Annotated in this window: 22 protein-coding genes; 18 read left to right on the top strand and 4 right to left on the bottom strand. The window is 40.5% G+C overall.

Features of this window, described 5'->3' with window-relative positions:
• Positions 1–83: 83 nt before the first annotated feature.
• The 7 genes from CYO90_RS04290 to CYO90_RS04260 all read left to right on the top strand — a co-directional run bounded on the left by CYO90_RS04290 (position 84) and on the right by CYO90_RS04260 (position 7,414).
• Positions 84–902, top strand: coding sequence for a peptidylprolyl isomerase (locus tag CYO90_RS04290; RefSeq protein WP_009294116.1), 819 nt, complete (start codon positions 84–86; stop codon positions 900–902).
• 15 nt (positions 903–917) lie between these two features.
• Complete coding sequence (gene fbaA, locus CYO90_RS04285) at positions 918–1,982, top strand: class II fructose-bisphosphate aldolase (protein ID WP_009294115.1); 1,065 nt, start codon at positions 918–920, stop codon at positions 1,980–1,982.
• 4 nt (positions 1,983–1,986) lie between these two features.
• Entirely contained in the window at positions 1,987–3,300 is a 1,314-nt protein-coding gene (locus CYO90_RS04280) for a MotA/TolQ/ExbB proton channel family protein (protein ID WP_103578584.1), read from the top strand.
• Positions 3,297–4,388: an OmpA family protein gene (locus CYO90_RS04275; RefSeq protein ID WP_103578583.1), complete on the top strand. Its 1,092-nt coding sequence runs from the start codon at positions 3,297–3,299 to the stop codon at positions 4,386–4,388. Before CYO90_RS04280 ends, CYO90_RS04275 begins: the two co-directional genes overlap by 4 nt.
• Positions 4,381–5,232: a pyridoxal-phosphate dependent enzyme gene (locus tag CYO90_RS04270; protein ID WP_103578582.1), complete on the top strand. Its 852-nt coding sequence runs from the start codon at positions 4,381–4,383 to the stop codon at positions 5,230–5,232. Before CYO90_RS04275 ends, CYO90_RS04270 begins: the two co-directional genes overlap by 8 nt.
• The gene (gene hisD / locus CYO90_RS04265; RefSeq protein WP_103578581.1) at positions 5,229–6,521 is read left to right on the top strand and encodes a histidinol dehydrogenase; all 1,293 of its coding nucleotides are present in this window, start codon (positions 5,229–5,231) and stop codon (positions 6,519–6,521) included. Before CYO90_RS04270 ends, hisD begins: the two co-directional genes overlap by 4 nt.
• A 137-nt stretch (positions 6,522–6,658) precedes the next feature.
• Positions 6,659–7,414 (top strand): flagellin, encoded by a 756-nt coding sequence (locus CYO90_RS04260; RefSeq protein WP_181000207.1) that lies wholly within the window; start codon positions 6,659–6,661, stop codon positions 7,412–7,414.
• A 496-nt stretch (positions 7,415–7,910) separates the two neighbouring features.
• Here the strand turns inward: CYO90_RS04260 and rpoD are convergent, their stop codons facing one another.
• Positions 7,911–9,758, bottom strand: coding sequence for an RNA polymerase sigma factor RpoD (rpoD, locus tag CYO90_RS04255; RefSeq protein WP_103578579.1), 1,848 nt, complete (start codon positions 9,756–9,758; stop codon positions 7,911–7,913).
• 150 nt (positions 9,759–9,908) lie between these two features.
• On the opposite strand from rpoD, the gene CYO90_RS04250 reads away from it, so the two are divergent.
• Both CYO90_RS04250 and flgG read left to right on the top strand, forming a co-directional pair.
• Positions 9,909–10,718: a flagellar hook-basal body protein gene (locus CYO90_RS04250; RefSeq protein WP_103578578.1), complete on the top strand. Its 810-nt coding sequence runs from the start codon at positions 9,909–9,911 to the stop codon at positions 10,716–10,718.
• Positions 10,719–10,733: 15 nt separating this feature from the next.
• Positions 10,734–11,522, top strand: a complete 789-nt coding sequence (gene flgG, locus CYO90_RS04245; protein ID WP_002942100.1) for a flagellar basal-body rod protein FlgG — start codon at positions 10,734–10,736, stop codon at positions 11,520–11,522.
• A gap of 121 nt (positions 11,523–11,643) precedes the next feature.
• On the opposite strand, the gene CYO90_RS04235 is transcribed toward flgG, so the two are convergent.
• The 3 genes from CYO90_RS04235 to CYO90_RS04225 all read right to left on the bottom strand — a co-directional run bounded on the left by CYO90_RS04235 (position 11,644) and on the right by CYO90_RS04225 (position 13,864).
• Positions 11,644–12,387: a tetratricopeptide repeat protein gene (locus tag CYO90_RS04235; protein ID WP_141090536.1), complete on the bottom strand. Its 744-nt coding sequence runs from the start codon at positions 12,385–12,387 to the stop codon at positions 11,644–11,646.
• Between the two features lie 67 nt (positions 12,388–12,454).
• Complete coding sequence (locus CYO90_RS04230; protein ID WP_103578575.1) at positions 12,455–12,895, bottom strand: sel1 repeat family protein; 441 nt, start codon at positions 12,893–12,895, stop codon at positions 12,455–12,457.
• 9 nt (positions 12,896–12,904) lie between these two features.
• Positions 12,905–13,864 (bottom strand): SEL1-like repeat protein, encoded by a 960-nt coding sequence (locus CYO90_RS04225; protein WP_103578574.1) that lies wholly within the window; start codon positions 13,862–13,864, stop codon positions 12,905–12,907.
• 149 nt (positions 13,865–14,013) lie between these two features.
• On the opposite strand from CYO90_RS04225, the gene CYO90_RS04220 reads away from it, so the two are divergent.
• From CYO90_RS04220 to CYO90_RS04180, 9 genes are all read left to right on the top strand, one after another.
• The gene (locus CYO90_RS04220) at positions 14,014–14,676 is read left to right on the top strand and encodes an AzlC family ABC transporter permease (RefSeq protein ID WP_103578573.1); all 663 of its coding nucleotides are present in this window, start codon (positions 14,014–14,016) and stop codon (positions 14,674–14,676) included.
• Positions 14,673–15,008, top strand: a complete 336-nt coding sequence (locus tag CYO90_RS04215; protein WP_002942137.1) for a branched-chain amino acid transporter permease — start codon at positions 14,673–14,675, stop codon at positions 15,006–15,008. Before CYO90_RS04220 ends, CYO90_RS04215 begins: the two co-directional genes overlap by 4 nt.
• 85 nt (positions 15,009–15,093) lie before the next feature.
• A complete protein-coding gene (locus CYO90_RS04210; RefSeq protein WP_103578572.1) occupies positions 15,094–16,140 on the top strand; it encodes a type II asparaginase in 1,047 nt (348 codons plus the stop codon).
• A gap of 185 nt (positions 16,141–16,325) precedes the next feature.
• Positions 16,326–16,817 carry a DUF1877 family protein gene (locus CYO90_RS04205; protein ID WP_103578571.1) on the top strand — a complete coding sequence of 164 codons (492 nt, stop codon included), beginning with the start codon at positions 16,326–16,328 and terminating at the stop codon, positions 16,815–16,817.
• 295 nt (positions 16,818–17,112) lie between these two features.
• Complete coding sequence (locus CYO90_RS04200) at positions 17,113–17,712, top strand: LysE family translocator (protein ID WP_103578570.1); 600 nt, start codon at positions 17,113–17,115, stop codon at positions 17,710–17,712.
• A gap of 73 nt (positions 17,713–17,785) precedes the next feature.
• Entirely contained in the window at positions 17,786–18,145 is a 360-nt protein-coding gene (locus tag CYO90_RS04195) for a DsrE/DsrF/TusD sulfur relay family protein (RefSeq protein WP_103578569.1), read from the top strand.
• Positions 18,146–18,162: 17 nt separating this feature from the next.
• Positions 18,163–19,056 carry a DUF4299 family protein gene (locus CYO90_RS04190; protein WP_103578568.1) on the top strand — a complete coding sequence of 298 codons (894 nt, stop codon included), beginning with the start codon at positions 18,163–18,165 and terminating at the stop codon, positions 19,054–19,056.
• A 148-nt stretch (positions 19,057–19,204) separates the two neighbouring features.
• Positions 19,205–20,059 carry a hypothetical protein gene (locus CYO90_RS04185; protein WP_103578567.1) on the top strand — a complete coding sequence of 285 codons (855 nt, stop codon included), beginning with the start codon at positions 19,205–19,207 and terminating at the stop codon, positions 20,057–20,059.
• Positions 20,060–20,338: 279 nt separating this feature from the next.
• Positions 20,339–20,824, top strand: a complete 486-nt coding sequence (locus CYO90_RS04180; RefSeq protein WP_021092243.1) for a 3-isopropylmalate dehydratase small subunit — start codon at positions 20,339–20,341, stop codon at positions 20,822–20,824.
• Positions 20,825–20,833: the final 9 nt, after the last annotated feature.

Genomic DNA, 20,833 nt, shown 5'->3' with positions numbered 1-20,833 from the left:
ACCTAAAATTACAAGTTAAACGAAAAGTTACCGCATTATTTGATATAATCTTGCCCATAAAATCAATTTTTTAAAGGATTTATATGAAAAAATTTTTGTTTCCAGCAGTTTTAAGTTTAGCTGCAGCTGTCACTCTAAACGCAGCAGTAGTTGCAACAGTTGATGGCGATGCTATAAATGATAGCGATATCTCAGCACTTTTATCAGCAGCTATGCCAGGATTTGACGCTAGCAAGCTTCAACCAAATGAGAAAAAACGTATAATCGACGATCTAATCAACAGAAAACTTCTTTTAAAAGACGCAAAAGCGACAGGCATTGAAAAAGATGTTGATTACATCAAGGCTGTAAAAGCTGCACAAGAGGGCATCGCAGTTGAGCTTTATATGAGAAAACTATTTGACGGTATAAAAGTAAGTGATAGCGATTTAAGAGATTTTTATAACAAAAACAAAGCTAGCATGAACCAACCAGCTCAAGCAAGAGCAAGACATATCTTAGTTGAAGATGAAAAAACAGCAAATGACATCATCGCTCAACTTAAAAATTTAAAAGGTGAGGCTCTAACTAAGAAATTTGCAGAGCTAGCAAGCCAAAAATCAATCGACAAAGGCTCAGCAGCACACGGTGGCGAGCTTGGTTGGTTTGGTCAAAGCCAAATGGTAAAACCTTTTGCGGACGCAGCATTTTCAATGGCTAATGGCACAGTTTCAACTAAGCCAGTTAAAACTCAGTTTGGCTACCATGTTATCTTAAAAGAAGATGGTAAAGCTGCTGGTACTGTAAGCTTTGAGCAAGCAAAACCAGAGATCGAGCAAGCTGTAAAAATGGAGAAATTCCAAGCTGCTGTTAGACAAAAAAGTGAAGCTCTACGCCAAAAAGCAAAGATAGAATACAAATAAAATTTGGAGGATAAAATGGGCGTTTTAGATATCGTAAAACCTGGTGTTTTAAGCGGAGATGATGTAACAAAACTTTATGCTTATGCCAAAGAGCAAGGTTTTGCAATACCTGCTGTAAATGTCGTAGGCAGCGACTCAGTAAATGCTGTTTTAGAAGCGGCAAAGGTTGCTAATTCGCCTGTTATCGTTCAGTTTAGTAATGGCGGTGCAGGTTTTTACGCTGGTAAAGCCTGCGAAAACGCAGCCGTTCTTGGTGCGATCGCTGGAGCAAAGCACGTTCATCTGCTTGCCAAGGCTTACGGCGTGCCAGTCATCTTACACACTGACCATGCCGCTAGAAAGCTTTTGCCTTGGATAGATGAGCTAGTAAAAGCAAGCCATGAGTATAAAAAAACTCACGGCGTGCCACTTTTTAGCTCTCATATGCTTGATCTTAGCGAAGAGAATATCAACGAAAATTTAAGCACATGCGAGAAGTATCTAAAAGAGCTTAGCGAGCTTGGTATCAGCCTAGAGATCGAGCTTGGCGTCACTGGTGGCGAAGAAGATGGCGTAGATAACACAAGCGTTGATAACGCGCTTCTCTACACCCAGCCAGAGGACGTCGCGCTTGCTTATGAAAGACTAAGTAAGATAAGCGATAAATTTAGCATCGCAGCTAGCTTTGGTAACGTTCATGGCGTTTATAAACCGGGCAATGTTGTGCTAAGACCAGAAATTCTTAAAAACTCACAAGCTTACGTCGCTAAGAAATTTAATACAAAAAGCGACAAGCCTGTAAATTTTGTATTTCACGGCGGAAGTGGCAGTGAGCTAAAAGATATCAAAAATGCTGTAAGCTACGGCGTTATCAAGATGAACATTGACACCGATACGCAGTGGGCATTTTGGGACGGCGTACGCGAGTATGAGGCTAAAAATAGAGCATACTTGCAAGGTCAGATCGGCAACCCAGAGGGCGATGATAAGCCAAATAAAAAATACTACGATCCAAGGAAATGGCTAAGAAGTGGCGAGGAGAGCATGGTTAAGCGTCTTCAGACTGCTTTTAGCGACTTAAACTGCCTAAATAGGAACTAATCCTATGCAAAATCAAAATGATTTTAGTGAGCTAAGCGTGCCAAAAGAGCGCCAAGCTCACTCTTTCTTTGTCTTTTTTAAAGTTATCTTTATCCCTTTAGCTATTTACATCTTGGCAATACTAGCGTATCTTGGCGTTATAAATTTTCAGATGAAGCTTCACACCATCGTGATGATGGGTATTATACTCTTCGTCGCTTTTATATTTTCACGCCACAGCGCCTTGGTCGCTTACTCAAATTTCTTAGCAAATGCCAAAGACTACAAGATAAGACTAAAAGAATTTATCATCTCTCATCTCTTTGAAATTTCAGGCGTTAAAAAGGCAAACGCTAAATTTGAAGACTTTTTCGAGAGCTATACAAGAAATTTTAGAAATGACAACCTAGCAAACATCGGCCAAGCAGTCTTTCCTATGCTTGGAATTTTAGGCACATTTATCAGTATCGCTATCTCCATGCCAAGCTTTAGCTCAAGCACTGCAAACGGACTTGAAAAAGAGATCGCTATACTGCTAAACGGCGTAGCTACGGCGTTTTATGTATCGATTTATGGTATATTTTTAGCGCTTTGGTGGATGTTTTTTGAAAAGATCGGCATTAGTAAATTTGAGAAATTTTATAGCGAGCAAAAAGAGCTTAGTCGTGAGTTTTTCTGGCAGGGAAATGAGCTAAATGCAAATTTCATGAAAGCAAGTGTTGGCTACTTTAAAGATAGTCACGATGCCTTTAAAATGGTGCTTGACGATAAATTTATAAGAAATTTAAACGAGCAGGTAAATGAGAAATTTAACAGCCTAAAAGAGCTTTGCGAGGTCGAGAAAAATATCATAAACCAAAGCAAAGCCGAGCTTAGCGCAAGTTTAAAAATGCTAAATGAATCTGGGCTAAAACAAGATGAATTTGTAAAAATCCACTCCGATATACTAAAGGCAGTTGGCGCGTTTTCTAACGCTTTTAAAGATATGGAGGTTAAGCTTTTAACCGAGCATGCAAAACTTGGCGAAATTTTTAGCAGAAATTTAAACGCTACAAAAGAGAGCCAGCTTAAATTTGAGCAGACTATAAAGAGTTTTGATGCTATTTTAAAAGAATTTTCTCTCTCTTTGATGAAAGAGCAAAACGAGGTGTTAAAGGCATTTAGAGCCTCGCTTGTAGAGAGTGCGACGATATTTAAGGCAGCCTACGAGCAAGAGGGCAGGAGCTTGGAGCGTGAAAAAGAGCGCGAGAGCCTCATTGCTGAGCTTAAGAAGAACATAGACGAGATCGATAAAGAAGCAAATTCTGTAATAGAAAAAATCGAAAATCTAGTGCAATGAAAATAAACAAAAATAACGAGGATCAATCGAGCTTTTGGGTTTCGTACGCAGACTTGATGGCGGGTCTGCTCTTTGTTTTTATGCTGCTAATAGGCGCTGTCGTCGTAAAATACGTCCTAACTCAAAACACCCTTGAAAATAAAGAGCAAGCCATCATCGCAGCTTTAGCAAATTTAAAAGACGCTCAGGGCAAGAATTTCACCCTTGAAGAGCTAAATGACGCCCTAAAAAGCGAGCTTTCAAAGATAAGCGACGAAAACATAAATTTAAAAAAATCAAATGAAATTTTTGTCATACAAATAGACGCCCTAAAAGAAAAACTAGCCCAGCTCATAGAGGAAAACAAGGACGCAAATGCGAGCATAAAAGAGCTAAATGCGAGCATTTTTGATCTAAATCAAAAGATGATCGTGCTAAATGATGAAATTTCATCAAAAGATAGAGCGCTTAGCGACGCAAATGCAAGCGGCGAGAAAAATTTAGCCAAGATCGCCTTTTTAATCGAGCAAGTAAGCCAAAGAGAGGCTAGATATGACGAGCTTTTAAGGGACTTAAACGTCACTCGTGACAGGGTCAAAAACATAACTGGCATAAGGGTAAAAGTGATCTCCGCCTTAAAAGATAGGCTAGGAAATAGCATCGAGATCGACCCAAACTCAGGCGCGCTAAAGCTTAGCTCCTCAGTGCTTTTTGATAAGGCAAGTGCGGTCTTAAAAGAAGAGGTCAAAGAGGAGCTAAAGGCCACGCTTAGTAAGTATTTTGATGTGCTTCTAAATGATAAGGAGATCGCCTCAAACATCGATCAGATCGTCATAGAGGGCTTTACAGATAGTGACGGAAGCTACATTTACAACCTAGAGCTTTCACAAAAAAGAGCCTACGCGGTGATGGAGTTTATAAACTCATTTAGCGATGATGCGCGCCTTAGAAAGTTGCTTGTCGCAAGTGGCCGAAGCTACAACGAGCTAGTTTTTAAAGACGGAGCCGAGGACAAGGACGCTTCAAGGCGCATAGAGATCAAATTTTCACTCTCAAACAAAGAGGCTATCAACGAGATAGAGAAATTTTTGGAGTTTAAGGGTGATTGATAAAATTCGCTTAAGAGAGCGAGAATTTTGGCTTTTAAGAGATGATCTGCTAGGCGAGTTTAACGGCAATAAAGCAAGAAAGCTGGAGTATTTTTTAAAGGTCGATCTTAGCGGCGTCAAAGCCATCGTATCTCACGGCTCAAGCCAGTCAAATGCCATGTATAGCCTAAGTCTTTTTGCCAAGCTAAAAGGGCTTAAATTTTACTACGCCATCTCTCATCTAAGCTCAAATTTAGAGCAAGATCCAGTTGGGAATTTCAAATTTGCACTTGAAAATGGCATGGAAATTTTTGTAAAAGAGGAGCGTGAGAAATTTGCTAAAGAGCTAGCAAAGAGCGAAAATGCGCTCTTTATAAACGAGGGCGTGGCGCAGAGTGAGGCTGAGCTTGGTTTTATCACGCAAGCAAATGAGATCAATGAGTGGAGCAAAAAAAATGGCATAAGTCCTGATATTTTCTTGCCCTCAGGAACAGGCACAAGCGCATGCTACCTAGCAAAGCACACTGATCTTAGGGTTTTTACAGCTCCTTGTGTAGGAGACAGCGACTATCTCAAAAAGCAAATTTATGAGCTAGATAAAAACAGCAAAGTGCAAATTTTAAATCCCCCAAAGAAGTATCATTTTGGAAATTTATACAAAGAGCTTTATGAAATTTGGCTTGAAGTGTGCAAAAGTGGTGTTGAATTTGAGCTGATTTACGACCCAGTGGGCTTTATGACGCTTTTTGCAAATTTAGATAAGCTTGGGAGCGAAATTTTATATATCCACCAAGGCGGAATTTTGGGTAACATTACACAAAAACAAAGATATGAGAGAAAACTAAAAATAAAGGATCATAAATGAAATTTTTACACAGCAGCGACGCTGACTTTGAGAGTAGATTTTCGCAGCTTGTTAGACGAAGCGACAATGACATGAGTGCCGTGATGCCAGTGGTTGCAGGCATCATAGACGAGATAAAAAAAGATGGCGATAGCGCGCTTTTTTCGCAGATAACCAAATTTGATAAATTTAATGTCACAAGCAAAAACGACATAATAATCGACGTAAAAGAGATGGAAACAGCCTATAACTCGCTAGATAACGCCCTAAGGGTGGCTCTAAATTTAGCCCACGACAGGATAAAAAGCTATCACGAGCGCACAAAGCCAAGCGATTGGACTTACAAAGACGAGCACGACATCTTGCTAGGCGCTAAATACACTCCAGTTGATCGCGCTGGCCTTTATATCCCAGGCGGCAAGGCAGCATATCCTAGCTCGCTTCTCATGAACGCTATCCCAGCAATCGTTGCAGGCGTAAAAGAGATCGTAGTTTGCACTCCAGCGCCAGAGGGCAAGGTAAATCCTCTACTTCTTGCTGCGATGCATCTATGTGGCATCAAAACAGCCTTTAAAATAGGCGGCGCAAGTGCGATCGCAGCGATGGCTTACGGCACAGCAACCGTGACAAAGGTGGATGTCATCACAGGACCTGGCAATATCTATGTAGCGACTGCTAAAAAGCTAGTTTATGGCGACGTAAATATCGATATGATCGCAGGCCCAAGCGAGATAGGCGTGATCGCTGATGATAGCGCGAACCCTCGCCACATAGCGATTGATCTGCTCTCACAAGCCGAGCACGACGAGATCGCAAGTGCTTTTTTGATAACACCAGTGGAGGCCTTTGCAAGGGCAGTGCAAGGACATATAGAGGACGAGCTAAAAACACTAAAACGTGAGCCTATCGCAAGTGCTAGCATGAGAAACAAAGCCGCTATCATCGTTGCAAAAGATTTGCAGGAGTGCTTTAAACTGATGAACGAGCTTGCTGTGGAGCACCTAGAGATCGCTACAAACGACGCTTTGAGCTATATGGACGAGGTAAAACACGCTGGAGCGATATTTTTTGGACACTTCACGCCTGAAGCGATGGGCGACTATTTAGCTGGACCAAACCACACCTTGCCAACTGGCGGAAGTGCGAGATTTTACTCACCGCTTGGAGTTGAAAATTTCATGAAGCGAAGCTCTATCATCTCAGTTAGCAGAAAAGGCATCATGCACCTTGGCAAACCATGCATGCAGCTAGCTGAAGCCGAAGGACTAACAGCCCACAAAAAATCAATCGCAGTGAGACTAGAAGACTAAAAAGGGGAAAGAATTTAGGAAAAATGGCTTTTTTCTAAATTCTTTTTATAATATTTTTTGCTTTAAGAAATATTTTTGCAACTTTTTATGAAATTTATAGTAAAATCCATCACGAAACTACTAAAAAAGGAGTTGATATGAAGTTAGGAACTTATACTGCAAACCAGGCTTCAGGAAACTATTATTTAGATCAAGCTAAAAATAGCGAGAAAAAGGCGCTAAACGCCATCTCTGCAAATAGCGAGATCAAAGCATCAGGTGCAAATTTGCAAATCGCAGAGAGCTTACTTTCGCAAACAAATGTCCTAAACGAGGGCATGGCAAATGCAAACGATATGATCGGCATGCTCCAGATCGCTGACTCAACGCTTTTAAATTTAAGCGAGAGTGCGGATAAGATCGGTGAGTTATCAAGCAAGCTTTCAAACCCAGCTCTTTCAGCTAACGAGCAAAAGGGCATAAGAGGCGAGATAAATGCGCTAAAAAATGCGATGAGCGACAGCGTAAAAGAGGCTAAATTTAACGGTAAAAACGTTTTTGACGCTGAGCTTGGATTTTTCACAGGCGAGAGTACAAAAAATATAAATTTAAGCACAAATGCTCTTTTAGACGTGAAAGAGGACGGCTCAAATTCAGGTGAAATTTTGAAAAATATAAATTCACTTCGCTCAGAGATCGGCTCAACACAAAATGCTGTATTTAGAGGTATGAACGCTCTAGCTGCTAGAAGCGTAGCAAATGCTAATAGCGTAGAGAATCTTGATAGCAGCGACATCGCAAAGAGCTTGGAAGAAAATTTACAAGCAAATTTAAAGCTACATGCTGCCTCTTTAGCTAAAGCTCACGACACTACGAGCTTGGCTGCAAAACTAGATAAACTTCTAGGCGAATAAATTTTTACCGGTCTTTGGCCGGTAAAACTCTCTCTTTTTTTTATTTCTACTTTTTTAACTTATAAAACATATTTGTAAATTAAAATTTTTGGTTATTGTTTTTGGAAATTGATTGAAATTTTGTAGCAAGTGCACCCTTTTTTATCTATTTTTATAGCAAGTGTACCCTCAAAACGAAGGTTAAATTAATTATGTTTTAAGATGATAGCCATATGTAATGTTTAAAACAATTTTTGGGTACAGATGCTATAAATTTTTCAAAGAGAAAGTCCTTTAAAGGGTATAGACGCTAACAAATTTCTCAAAGATAAAAAGCCATCCAAACAAAGAGCATATATATGCCAAAATAGGGTATAGACACATACAAAAACATTAAATTCCTTACCAGCCTTTTTCACAACACTTGGGTCGCAAAAATAACTTAATTATAGACTAGAAAGTAAATTTCAGAAATTTGCATAGTTTAGATGCGGACGCCCAAAAAGGACAGGGCTTATTAGCCCTCTATGTAGTTTTTGAGTTTTCTACCAACTTTTGGGTGTTTTAGTTTTTTAATAGCCGAGCTTTCTATCTGGCGGACGCGCTCACGAGTGACGTTTAGCGCTTTGCCGATCTCTTCAAGTGTGCGGTCACTCTCATCTTCAAGCAGACCAAATCTCATCGAAATAACCGCTTTTTCGCGCTCATTTAGCTGTGAAAGCACATCGTCAATCTGCTCTCTAAGGTCACTTTTTAAAATTTGATCTATCGGTGATAGTGAAGTTTTGTCTTCAACAAAATCTCCAAATTTACCATCCTCTTCGTTTGCGATAGGAGCTTCAAGGCTGATAGGCTCTTTTGTGATCTTTATCACCTGTTTTACCTTATCAACGCTTAGTCCGACCTCTTTTGCGATGACGCTTACGTCAGGCTCTTTTCCCTCTTCTTGGAGGTATTTTCGGTTGATTTTGTTGATACGGTTTATCGTCTCTATCATGTGGATAGGTATCCTGATCGTCCTTGCCTGATCGGCGATCGCGCGCGAGATAGCCTGGCGGATCCACCATGTGGCGTAGGTTGAAAATTTATAGCCCTTTCGGTACTCAAATTTATCAACCGCCTTCATAAGGCCTATGTTACCCTCTTGAATGAGGTCAAGAAACGGCAAGCCCCTGTTTGTGTAGCGTTTTGCGATACTTACGACTAGACGGAGGTTTGACTTGGCCATTCTAGCTTTTGCTTCGTCTGAAATTTTCTTTCCGCGTTTGATCTGCTCTAAAATTTCTTTTAGTCTTGCTGGCTCAAGGTCAAAGCCTTGTTTGCTCGCCTCTTTTGTCGTAAAAAGCTTCTTGATCTCGACGTAAGTTGAGACCATCGTAGCCTCAGGCACGCGAGCTGCGATCTCTTCTTTGCTAAGCTTGATGATATCTTTTAAGATGCTTTTGTGATTTTTCTTTAGCTCGTCACTAAACATCGGCAAGCGATACTCCAAGCGTTTTAGCTCTCTGTCAAATTCATCATCGCTTTTCAGAGCCGTCTCCATTGATTTTACGATCTCGCTGATGAGTTTGCTTGTTGGACCAAGATCCATTAGCTTCTCTTTTAAAATTTTCTTTTTAAACGCAAGCGTCATCTTTGAAGCTGTGTCGTCGCTTTCTACTTTATCTTGCTTGTTTGCGGTCTTTAACCACTCTTTTTTAGCCTTTTCAAGGGCTTTAAAGCTCTCTATAACTTTTTCTGCGCGTTTGTCGTTTTTGGCTGATTTTTTAGGAGTTTCGTTCTCTTCGTTCTCTTCATCCTCTTCGTCTATATCCTCTTCGCCATCTTCATTTTCGCTCTCGTCTTCAAAGCTTTTGAAAAGCTCTTTTACGCGGCGCTCTCTATTGATAAGTGGCTCTTTGTAATCAAGTATGAAATCGATCAAAAATGGCACCGAACAAAATGCATCGATAATGATATCTTCGCCAAGCTCGATCCTCTTGCTGATCTCGACCTCTTCTTCTTTTGTAAGAAGTGCGATCTGACCCATCTCTCGTAGATACATCCTTACTGGACTATCTGATCTTGACCACTCTAAAAGGTCGCTCTCACCTGAAAGATCGAGATCTTCGTCGATATCTTGGTCGCTTCTTTGAGCATTTTCTTGACGTTTTTTAGCATCAGCTAAATTTCTAAGTTTTGCAGCCTCAGCAGACGTGATGAGCTGGACTTTGTTTGTTTTTGCTAGTTGTTCTATCTTTTTTACTACCGTAGCCGTCGGAGCTTTGTCTAATAATTTTACTAATTTTTCGTATGTCAAAAAGCCTTTTGCATTTTCAACAAAAAGCTCTTCTATCTGAGAAAAAGAGTCTTTTGCGGCGCTCATAAATTTCCTTTCAAATCGTATCATTGTGATTTAAGCGTTGGTTAAAAGAAAGTGGATTATACCCAAAATTTTTTAAAAGTGTATAAAAAGAAAGTTGGAACGATGATTGCTTAGTAATTCTAAAAAATCAAATTTTGATTAGGAAAATTTATGCAAAATGGTTATTATCAAGCCACTGCTGGCATGGTAACGCAGTTTAACAGACTAAATGTCATCTCAAACAACCTTGCAAATGTAAATACGATCGGCTACAAGCGAAACGACGTAGTTATCGGCGACTTTGCGAGAATTTTTAAAGAGACGCAAGATGAGCTTCCGCTTAAAAATCACACAAAAGACGGAGCTAAATTTCTAAATAGAACGCTTGACCGCGTACCACAAGTGAGCGAAGAATATACTGACTTTAGCGCTGGTGGCTTTAAATATAGCTCAAACACGCTTGACTTTGCGATAAAAAGAGAGGACGCATTTTTCTTAGTCGATACTCCAAATGGCGTAAAACTTAGCAAAAATGGCTCTTTTAGCCTTGACGCGGACGGATATATCGTCACAAAAGAGGGTTACAGGGTGCTGCCAAGTGGCTATGAAGCGCAAAATCCAGGTCAAAGAGGCATCCAAGTGCCACAAGGCGAGGTGCTAACTGTTGATAAAAATGGAAATTTATACTCAAATAACAATCAATTTTCTAAATTTTACATCGCTCAGCCAAGAGAGATAAGAGACCTTAAAAAGGTCGGCGACAATCTCTTTGAGAGTAGAAATTTTGACGACATAACCGAGCTTGACGAGGCTGACAGCGTGATGCAAGGATATGCTCAAATGTCAAACGTAAATCCAGTCTTAGAAATGGTGGGTCTAATAGAAACCCAGCGCTTAGTTGATATGTATCAAAAGGTTATGACAAGCCACATGACTGACCTTAACCAAGATGCTGTTCAAAAACTAGCCCTAAAAGCTTAATAAAAGGATAAAACTATGATGAGATCACTTTACACTGCGGCCACTGGCATGATCGCCGAGCAGACGCAGATAGACGTAACCTCACACAATATCGCAAACGTAAATACCTATGGATATAAGAAAAATAGAGCTGAATTTGCTGACCTTATGTATCAAGTCATGGAGTACGCAGGCACGGCTACTAGCCAAACTACTACAAGCCCGACAGGCATCGAAGTAGGCCTTGGCGTGCGCCCAACAGCGATAAATAAAATTTTCTCTCAGGGCTATTTTAAAGAGACTAGCAACAACCTAGATATGGTCATAGCTGGCAACGGCTTTTTTCAAATTCAACTCCCTGATGGCACGACGGCTTACACTAGAAATGGCGCATTTAAGCTTGACGCAAATGGCACGATCGTAAATAGCGACGGCTACCAGCTCATCCCTCAGATCACAGTCCCTGCAAATGCGACGCAAATTTCAATAGGCACAGACGGCACCGTCTCAGTGCTTCAAGCTGGCGAAACCGATATGGCTCAGATAGGTCAGATCGAGCTAGCAAATTTCATAAACCCAGCCGGTCTTCACTCGATGGGCGATAACAACTACCTTCAAACAAGCGCTAGCGGCGACGTGGTGGTAGGTGTAGCAGGTCTTGACGGACTTGGCACCATTAGACAGGGCTTTGTCGAGATGAGTAACGTGCAGCTTGTTGAAGAGATGACTGATCTCATCACCGGTCAGCGCGCATACGAGGCGAACTCAAAGGCGATAACTACGAGCGATTCGATGTTAGAGATAGTAAATGGACTTAAAAGGTAGGTGATATGGACGCGACTTTGGCTATTGTTGGACTTATACTCGTTGCTTTTACGCTTGATGTTTTTTACTTTTCACATAAGACCCCAAAGGGCAAGGGCCCCAAAAGTCAGGTGCATTAAATTTATAGAGCATTGTAAATTTGGCAGTCTTCGTCGTTGCCTAGCTCGCAGGACTTGCCAAAGTACTTTTTGGCTAAATTTTTATCGCCTTTTGCTTCAAAATAGATAACCCCAAGGTTGTGGCAAGCATCTGCAAAGCCCATTTCGCAAGCTTTTGCAAAGAGTTTGCTAGCTCTTTTTTGATCTTTTTCTACGTATTTTCCGCTATGAAGCATCATACCAAGGCTATTGCAGCCAGCAGGGTGGCCCAGATCGCAGCTTTTTTCAAAAAGCTCTTTTGCCTTTTTGGCATCTTGCTCTACGCCATTTCCGTCATAGTATAAAAGCCCAAGGCCGTAGTATCCGTCGCCATCTTTTAGCTCGCAAGCTCTTAAAAATAGCTCTTTTGATTTTTGATAGTTTTTATCTAGCGTATAGACAAAGCCAAGCCTTGCGCAGCCAAAGCCGTCGTTTAGCTCGCAGCCCTTTTGGTAAAATTTGGCTGCATTTTTGTTATTCACATCTTTTATGTAGTCCATGTCGTATAGCACGCCTACGCTACTGCAAGCGCCTGCGTGTTTTAGCTCGCAAGCTTTTTTGTAAAACTCGCCCGCTTTTTGGTAGTTTTTGCCCTCTTGAAATTTATTACCAAGCTCAAAGCAGCTTTTAGCGTCGTTGTTTTCGCACCTAGACTCAAGCGTTTTTGTCTCTAAATTTACGCCCCACAAAAGCACCGCAGAGGCTAAAAATAAAACGACCTTTTTCATTGCTTGCCTTTTTAAAAATTTAAATAAGTTTAGATAAAAAGCTTTAAATTTATAGTAAATATCAAATTTAATACCCAAGCTTATCTAGTAAATTTCTCATATCACAGCCCTTTTTAAAGCCTAACTCGCATGATCTTTGAAAGTAGCTTTTGGCAGTCGTTTTGTCCTCTTTTTTGCCGTTATCTAAAAGCGCGTAGTTTAAAAATCTTGCATATCTATTTAATATGATAGTTTGATTAAGCTCGCTACCCACGTCGTTGTAACCATTTAGATAGATGAGCGCAGCGCTGTAACAACCCTCTTTTATATCATTTTCGCAAGCTAGTAAAAATATCTTTTGTAGCTTTTTAAAATCTTTATCATTGCTTGATGAGTTATAAATTTTTACAGCGGCCTTGTAACAGCTCGTTAAATTTGCTCTTATATCGCCCTCGCTTTGGCACATCTCGTCTAAATTTTCTGCATTTAAAAGCATAATGAGGGATAAAAACAAAATCAAATTTTTCATAAACGCTCTTTAGTGAAAATATCTAACGATCTCGCAAGCCTCTTTAAGGCCTAGTTTGCAAGCTTTTTTAAGCTCTTTTTCTGCCAACTTTTTATCCTTTTTTGTGCCTATGCCATGATAGCAAAAGTATGCAAGATGTTTGCACCCACTTGCGCTATCTAGCCTGCACGCTTTGTTGTAGTATCTAAACGCCACTTCATCATCTTTTTCTACGCCAAGTGCGTCGTCGTAAAGGCTGGCTAGGTTATTGCAAGCATCGGCAAAGTCAAGCTTGCAAGCTTTAAAATAGAGCTTACTGGCCTTTTCATACTCTTTTTGCTCTTGATATAAGCTCGCTAGGTTGTAGCAAGAGATGCTAAAGTCGCTATCACAAGCCTTTTTGTAAAGTTTTATCGCTTCTTTGTAGTCGCGCTTTACGCCAGGGGTGTTGTGGTATAAAACCGCTAGGTTGTAGCACCCTTCATAGAAATTTTGCTCGCAAACTTCTTTGTAAATTTTAGCAGCCTTTTTGTAGTCTATTTTTACTCCGCTGCCGTTATTATATAAAACTGCGATGTTAAAACAGCTTTGAACAAGCGTAAGATCGCAGCCCTTTTTAAAAGCATCTAAAGCCATTTTGTATTCTTTCATCTCTTGATACTCAACACCAAGGTTGTGGCAGGCAAATTTATTGCTCTCATCGCAAGCTTTGTTAAGAATTTCTAGTGATTTTGTCGCGTCTTTTTTTACGCCAAGTCCGTTTTTATAAAACTCAGCCAGATAGATGCATGCGTCTAAATTTTTAACCTCGCACTCACTTTTGTAAATTCCAAATAGCCTTTTATACTCATCATCGCTGTATCTGCGACTAAAATCAATGCAGTTATCCTCGATATTACAGCTATTTGCTTGAGGGATTTTGATCTTTGGATTTGTTGTTAAGGCTATTAAATTTAGTGTTAAAAATATTAGTAAAACTATCTTTTTCATAGAAATTTTCTTTATAAATTTTGTTGTTATTTTATAAAATTTAGTTTTAAAATGCGAGTAATTAGTTAAATTTATAAAAGCAAAAACGCCTCTTTAAATTTAAATTTTTAAATTTTTGCTAATATTTTGGCTTTTTATGAAGGTAAAATTTGACATTTAACTACGTTTTTAAACTATCCATTCCTATCTTTATGGGCTATTTTCCGCTTGGTGTCGCCTTTGGCGTGCTGGCAAAGAGCATGGGAGTGAGCGTATTTATCGCCATGGCGCTTAGCATGCTTGGATACGGCGGAGCAGCGCAGTTTATGATGCTCTCGCTCTTTAGTGTGGGCACGAGCTATGTTGAGGTCTTTATCGTGAGCTATCTTGTAAATTTGCGTCACACTTTTTATGGAATTTCACTTTTAAAAGAGTATAGCGGGATTAAATTTAGGCTTTTAAACATCGCTTTGCTAACAGATGAGACCTTTGCGATATTTAAAAATTTGGGGCTAAAAGATGCAAGTGATCGAAGTTTTGTCTTTACCTGGCTAAATCTTTTATCTTGGTCATACTGGGCGGCTGGAACGCTACTTGGTGCGATACTTGGCGATTTTATAAAGACCGATACAAGGGGACTTGAGTTTAGTTTGACCTCGCTTTTTATAGTGGTCGTCATCGAGATGTTTAAAAGTGATAAAAACTACCGCGTGCTCTTTGCAGCAGCCTTTTTTGGCGTGCTTGGAGTGAGCCTGTTTCCAGCTAAATTTGTGCTGGTTGGCTCGATGGCGCTTTGTTTTGTATTTTTGCTTTTGTTTAAGGATAAAATTTGATAAGTGTAAGTTCAAGCGAGATGGTGCTTTTTGTAGCGGTGCTTTTAAGCGCCTTGGCTACTTTTATAACGAGGGCGACGCCGTTTTATGCGTTAAGAAACTATAAGCCAAACCCTTATTTAGACGCCATTGAGAAGCACATGGGTATGATGATAATGGTCGTTTTGGTCTGTTACGGGCTAAAAGATACGAAATTTAGTGAGTTTCCATATGGCTTAAGCGAGATAGTGGCGGTTTTTACGGCTGTTTTGGTGCATTTGAAATTCAAAAATGCCCTTCTTAGCATAGTCGTTTCGACTGGAATTTATATGCTTTTGATAAGAATTTTTTAAATAAATATAAATTTTGAAAATTAATAAATTTTTTAAATATATGACGTTATAATGCTCTAGCAAATTTTAATGCAAAGGAGCTAAAATGCGTTTAATTTTTAAGGCGGTGTTACTCATGATTTTAGGTGCTACTTTAGCGGTTGCTAAGCCAACCATCTACATCCTAGCTACTGGTGGAACGATAGCAGGAAGCGGCTCAGGCTCGCTTGACTCTAGCTATACTTCTGGAACTGTTACGGTTGATAAACTTATCGCAGCCGTGCCAGATATCAACAAGATCGCTACCATAAAAGGCGAGCAAATTTCAAATATCGGCTCACAAGATATGAACAACGAAGTTTGGCTTAAGCTTGCAAATAGAATAAATGAGCTTCTAAACAGCGGCAAAGCCGATGGTATCGTCGTTACTCACGGCACAGACACTATGGAGGAGACAGCTTACTTTCTAAATTTAGTCGTCAAAAGCGACAAACCAGTTGTGCTTGTAGGTGCGATGAGAAATAGTGGCTCACTAAGCGCAGATGGCCCGCTAAATTTATTTAACGCTGTAAACGTTGCTATCAGCAAAGATAGCGTAGGTAAGGGCGTTGTAGTTGTTATGAATGACGAAATTCACGCGGCTCGTGAGGTGACAAAAACTAACACTACAGGCGTTGATACATTTAAATCACCAAACAGCGGCAAAATAGGCACAGTCTTTTACGGCAACGTAAAATACTATATGAATCCGATCAGAAAACACACAGCAAGCTCAGCTTTTGATCTAACTGGCGTAAAAGAGCTTCCAAAGGTTGATATCATCTACTCTCACGCAAATGACAACCCTGACTTTGTAAATGTGGCTGTTAAAAACGGCGCAAAAGGTATCGTTAGCGCTGGTCTTGGCAACGGCAACCCTTACTTTAGCGTACTTGACGCACTTGGCGAGGCTTCAAAAGCTGGCGTAGTGGTAGTTCGTGACTCACGTGTGGGAAGCGGCGAGACAACTATGAATGGCGAAGTTGATGACGCAAAATACGGCTTTTTAACAAGCGACAACCTAAACGCTCAAAAAGCTAGGGTGCTTTTGATGCTTGCTCTTACAAAAACAAGCGACAAAGCTAAAATTCAAGAGTTTTTCTTAACTCACTAAGCTTAATTTTAGCGGAGATATCGCGAGTGCTTTTAAGTGAGCTTTGATTTTTCTCATTTGGTAGAAAAATTACGCGTAATATTTAAAATCATCTCACGATATCCGCTTTTTATTGTGCGGAGCTGTTAAATTTATAGCTCCGCCCTCTCTTTTTTAAAATTCACACTAAAATTTAAGGCTCTAAAATGGGTATCAGCGCGCACTACTACGCCTACTTGCAAGATGATATAGAAAAGATCAAAAATGGCGGCGGCGGAGAGCTTTTGGACGAATACGACTTGAATAATTTTTGGGACGCGATGTGTAAGATGCTAACTGGTAAAAATTTCAAGCAGAGGCTTAAGACTGGCGATATTTTTAGCTCAAATGAGCCTTTTAGCTGGGCAATTTTTGGGCGAAGTGCCTTAAACGAAGAGCTAAGCGAGATGATCTCTTATACTAACGTTTCGGATGTAAAAGAGGTAGCTAGGGCGATGAAAAATGTTGAGATTAGCGCACTTTTAGCAAATATAAATTTAAAAGAATTTGCTAGTTCAAACACTTATCCTGATATCTTTGGGAGCGAGAGCGAATTTGAAGATATAATGGCGAGCTTAAGAGAGCACTTCGCTGGGCTTTTAAATTTTTATCAAAATGCCGCCGACAAAGGGCTTGGCGTGATAACAGTAATAGCCTAAATTTCTAAATTTTTAGTGGGCTATTTTGTGGTTTAAATTTAGCCAGCTTTAAAGGCAATTAAATTTATAGAGTGCCTACGTGGCAAAAGATAAATTTGCCATCTAGGTTGCGAAACAGATACAAAATCGCCTTTGTTTTTGCACTAAATTTATTAAATTTTCTAGATAAAAATGTCCTAGCTCTAAAGCCAAATTTCTCACGTCCAAAAGCAAGCTAAATTTGCTAATAAAGCCTTCTTTTATCATAAATTTATAGATTTTGATTTAGCATTTGACTAAAATTTCAAGGCATCTCATGAATTTCCTGCTATTTTTTATCACCCTTGCACCTATCTCTCTGATGCCAGGCATCAACATGACTTATGCGATGAGCGTTGGTATGAGCTTTGGCTACAAGCACTCGTTTTTCGTGATGGCTGGGCAGCTTTTAGCGATCACGTTTGTCTCGTTTAGCTGCATGCTTGGCGTGGGAGCGGTGCTGCATCATTTTGAATACGCATTTAAGGCGCTAAATATCATCGCAGGCCTTTATATGCTCTATCTTGGTGTGATGCTCTTTTTTGGCAAGGGCGAACTTAGCATCACAAATGTCTCAAATTTGCCAAGCAAAAAGCAGATGTTTATAAATGGCCTCATCGTTAGCGTCTCAAACCCAAAGGCGTGGATATTTTTCTCAGCCTTGCTGCCTACATTTTTGGATAAAGATGACCCTTTTAGTCTCACTCGCATGTGCGTTATCACCGTAACGCTCGTTTTCATCGAGTTTTGCGCGCTAAATATCTACGCACTTGGCGGAGCTATGCTAAAGAAATTTTTACAAATACACCTAAGGCTACTTGAAATTTGCACTGCCATCATCGTCTGCACGATCGGCATGCTCTTGCTTTTTAGATAAATTTATCCCCTTTTTACCTAGCTTGGCTAAAATTTGTCCAGTTTGCACTACATTTTTAGCAAAAGGATAATAGATGAAAAAATTTCTATTTATATTTACAAATCAGCCATATAGCGGTACGGATAACGCTTACAACGCACTAAGGCTGGCTAGAGCGCTAAAAGAAAAGGGCGAAGATGTTAGGATCTTTCTCATGAACGACGCAGTCGATCTTGCGCGAAATAGCACCAAAAAGCCAGAAAACTACGACGTTGATCTAGTAGCGATGCTAAAAGAGCTATACGCTGGTGGCGCGATGCTTAAGGTTTGTGGTAGCTGCCAAACAAGGTGCGGTTTGCATGTGGGAGAGCCTTATTTTGAGGCTGAGGTGAAAGGCAGCATGGATATCTTGTCCGAGTGGGTGAGAGAGTGCGATCAGGTGATGACATTTTAGAGCAAAAAGGAGAATTTATGAGTTTGACATTTAGTGTAAAAAATAAAAAGAAGCTGCTTGGCGGATACGCAAAGGCGCTAAGTGAGCGTGAAATTTCAGCTCTTGTTGAGGGACTTTTCTTTTTTAACAGTGAGCAAGAGGAGCCAAGGGCAAGTGAACTGGGTGCTGACGTGATGATAGCAGGCGTGTGGCAAAAGAGTGCTCGTGGCTTTGAGCTAAACTACGAAGATGGCGAGTATATCGTGCGAGTTTATACTCCAAGTGGCGTCGGAGACTGGCAGATCGCACTTGAGCTACTGTCAAAACTTTCAGCCCAAACTGGCTCAAAAATAGAGTGCGACAACGAAAAAATTTATGATAGTGAGCAAATTTTAAAATTTGACTACGAGGCTGACATCATGTGGGGGCTTGAGGCGTTAAAAGATGCAAAAGAGAAAAATCAAACGCTTTATATCTCTGGCGTTGAGCGAGACGTGGCGTTTGATGCGGTTATGGTAGATGAAATTTTTGCTAGTGCCAGCCCTGCGGCTAAATTTGATGAGATGATGAGGCAGGTGCAGTATCTTGACGCATATAGCGCAAAAGAGCACCTCTATCAAGACAAAGACGGCAACGAAATTCTTGGCACATATACGCTTAGTGAAAATTTACCGACCATTTTGCCTTATGCTCCATCTCCGTCGTGGCAGGCACAAGAGGCGCTTGGAGATCGCAAGGTCTCGCGCTGGGTGCTTACGCTAGTTGTGGGCGTGGATGATAGTGACGCGCACGTGCTTGATGAGTGCGAATATGGAGCTTTCATGGCAAATTTACCAAAAGAGAAATACCGCTTCATTGACGCTGCAAACGTGCTTGTTGAGCCACTTAGTGAAGATGAGATGAAAGAGATTTTACAAAAGGCCAAGGCTTAAATTTATTAAACCCCAAAAAATGTAAATTCACCTCAGACTTGCTTAAAACTTAAGCCAGTTTAAGTGCATTTTTAAGCTCATAAAAGCCAGAATTTTACTGACTATGCCGCTTTTTGAGTATGATACGCATGGTTTAAAAAGGATAAAAATGAAAATTTTAAAGGCTATTTTAGTGGCGGCATCAGCGATTTGCTTTCTAAATTCGGCCATTTTACCGCAAAGCGACTGGAGCAAAAAGGATCTAAAAGGCAAGGTCAAAAGCATGACGGCTACGGAGTACGAATACTCTATAGACGGCTCTGGCACGCTAGAAAATACGCGCGTGAAGCGGACGGAGTTTAACGAAAACGGCTATATAGTGCAAGAAACCGAGCATATAAACGGCGTACCAAATAGCTCGGTTTTGTTTGAGTATGGCAAAGACGGACTAGTGCGCAAAAAATATCAAGATAGCGCCGTTTATCTCTACGAATACGAATTTGACGGCGAAAATTTAGTCGCGACGGCTAAAGAGCAGTATATCGAGGATAGATTTTACCCGCGCACGGAGAAAACTACTTACGGCAAGGACGGCAAAATGATCGCTCGGGCTGTGTATTCGGGCAGGGAACTAGTGATAGACGATAGCTACGTCTACGACGAAAAGGGCACTTTAACGCGGATAGAAGATAATATGGAGCCGCGGCACGGCATAGAGATAAGCTTCGAGCGCAAGCCAAACGGCGAATACGAAAAAATCACGCAAACTCCGAACTCAAAATGGGTTTATTACTACGCCGCAAATGGCGATGAAATGGAGTATACGTCGGTAAATTACTTCGGCTCTGAGGCAAAAATCTGGCAAATCTTGCAGTTTAAGGATATAAGCAGGGACGGGCGGGGAAATTTGACGCATAAAACCTCGGTCAAATTTAAGCCAGCGGACAAATACTACGAAAACGGCGACATAACAGAGATCGGCCTATACAAAAAGCTACAAATCAGCTACGAATACTACGAATAAAATAACCGCTCTTAAATTTACAATCCTGCTGGCGGAGGCTAGCTGGCTTGATAAAACTGAGCATAGACATTAAACTGCTAAACTAGGCGGTGCATGTTTTTATTTTTGCTTTTTAGCCATTTTGCCGCTAAATTTAGTAAGACTTAAATTCTTAGCTCATGCACATCGTTTAAAATACCTTAAATTTACCCACACTAACCGATAGCTGCCGAGTTTTGATTATTTATTTAGCTTCTTTTGGTTAAAATCAGCCCAAATTTACAAAACTAAAGGTTAAAAATGAAACAAGGCAAAGTTTGGAAATTTGGCGATAATATCGACACTGATATCATCATCGCCGCAAGATATTTAAATACTTCAGACGAAAAAGAACTAGCAAAACACATCATGGAAGACGCTGATCCTAAATTTAGCTCAAAAATAGCAAAAGGCGACATCATCGTAGCTGGCGAAAATTTTGGCTGCGGCAGCTCAAGAGAGCACGCCCCATTAGCGCTAAAAGAGGCTGGCATAGCAGCTGTTGTGGCTAAAAGCTTTGCGAGGATTTTTTATAGAAATAGCTTTAACACAGGGCTTTTGATACTTGAGATAAAAGAAACTGATGAGATAAACGAGGGCGACACGCTAAAGATCGACGTAGATAACGGTGTCATCGTAGATGAAAGCACAAAAAAAGAGTATAAATTTAACGCTATCCCGCCATTTATGCAAGAGCTTTTAAACGCTGGCGGCCTTATTGAGTACGCAAAAGCGAAGATGAACTAAGGAGCGGCG

Source organism: Campylobacter concisus, assembly GCF_002913745.1.
Classification (GTDB): Bacteria; Campylobacterota; Campylobacteria; order Campylobacterales; family Campylobacteraceae; genus Campylobacter_A; species Campylobacter_A concisus_R.
This window is presented reverse-complemented; position numbering and strand designations above follow the sequence as displayed.

Excerpts from the sequence above, each read along its gene's own strand:
- CYO90_RS04290 (WP_009294116.1), top strand. The coding sequence starts at position 84 with ATGAAAAAATTTTTGTTTCCAGCAGTTTTAAGTTTAGCTGCAGCTGTC.
- fbaA (WP_009294115.1), top strand. The coding sequence starts at position 918 with ATGGGCGTTTTAGATATCGTAAAACCTGGTGTTTTAAGCGGAGATGAT.
- CYO90_RS04280 (WP_103578584.1), top strand. The coding sequence starts at position 1,987 with ATGCAAAATCAAAATGATTTTAGTGAGCTAAGCGTGCCAAAAGAGCGC.
- CYO90_RS04275 (WP_103578583.1), top strand. The coding sequence starts at position 3,297 with ATGAAAATAAACAAAAATAACGAGGATCAATCGAGCTTTTGGGTTTCG.
- hisD (WP_103578581.1), top strand. The coding sequence starts at position 5,229 with ATGAAATTTTTACACAGCAGCGACGCTGACTTTGAGAGTAGATTTTCG.
- CYO90_RS04260 (WP_181000207.1), top strand. The coding sequence starts at position 6,659 with ATGAAGTTAGGAACTTATACTGCAAACCAGGCTTCAGGAAACTATTAT.
- rpoD (WP_103578579.1), bottom strand. The coding sequence starts at position 9,758 with ATGAGCGCCGCAAAAGACTCTTTTTCTCAGATAGAAGAGCTTTTTGTT.
- CYO90_RS04250 (WP_103578578.1), top strand. The coding sequence starts at position 9,909 with ATGCAAAATGGTTATTATCAAGCCACTGCTGGCATGGTAACGCAGTTT.
- flgG (WP_002942100.1), top strand. The coding sequence starts at position 10,734 with ATGATGAGATCACTTTACACTGCGGCCACTGGCATGATCGCCGAGCAG.
- CYO90_RS04235 (WP_141090536.1), bottom strand. The coding sequence starts at position 12,387 with ATGAAAAAGGTCGTTTTATTTTTAGCCTCTGCGGTGCTTTTGTGGGGC.
- CYO90_RS04230 (WP_103578575.1), bottom strand. The coding sequence starts at position 12,895 with ATGAAAAATTTGATTTTGTTTTTATCCCTCATTATGCTTTTAAATGCA.
- CYO90_RS04225 (WP_103578574.1), bottom strand. The coding sequence starts at position 13,864 with ATGAAAAAGATAGTTTTACTAATATTTTTAACACTAAATTTAATAGCC.
- CYO90_RS04210 (WP_103578572.1), top strand. The coding sequence starts at position 15,094 with ATGCGTTTAATTTTTAAGGCGGTGTTACTCATGATTTTAGGTGCTACT.
- CYO90_RS04205 (WP_103578571.1), top strand. The coding sequence starts at position 16,326 with ATGGGTATCAGCGCGCACTACTACGCCTACTTGCAAGATGATATAGAA.
- CYO90_RS04200 (WP_103578570.1), top strand. The coding sequence starts at position 17,113 with ATGAATTTCCTGCTATTTTTTATCACCCTTGCACCTATCTCTCTGATG.
- CYO90_RS04195 (WP_103578569.1), top strand. The coding sequence starts at position 17,786 with ATGAAAAAATTTCTATTTATATTTACAAATCAGCCATATAGCGGTACG.
- CYO90_RS04190 (WP_103578568.1), top strand. The coding sequence starts at position 18,163 with ATGAGTTTGACATTTAGTGTAAAAAATAAAAAGAAGCTGCTTGGCGGA.
- CYO90_RS04185 (WP_103578567.1), top strand. The coding sequence starts at position 19,205 with ATGAAAATTTTAAAGGCTATTTTAGTGGCGGCATCAGCGATTTGCTTT.
- CYO90_RS04180 (WP_021092243.1), top strand. The coding sequence starts at position 20,339 with ATGAAACAAGGCAAAGTTTGGAAATTTGGCGATAATATCGACACTGAT.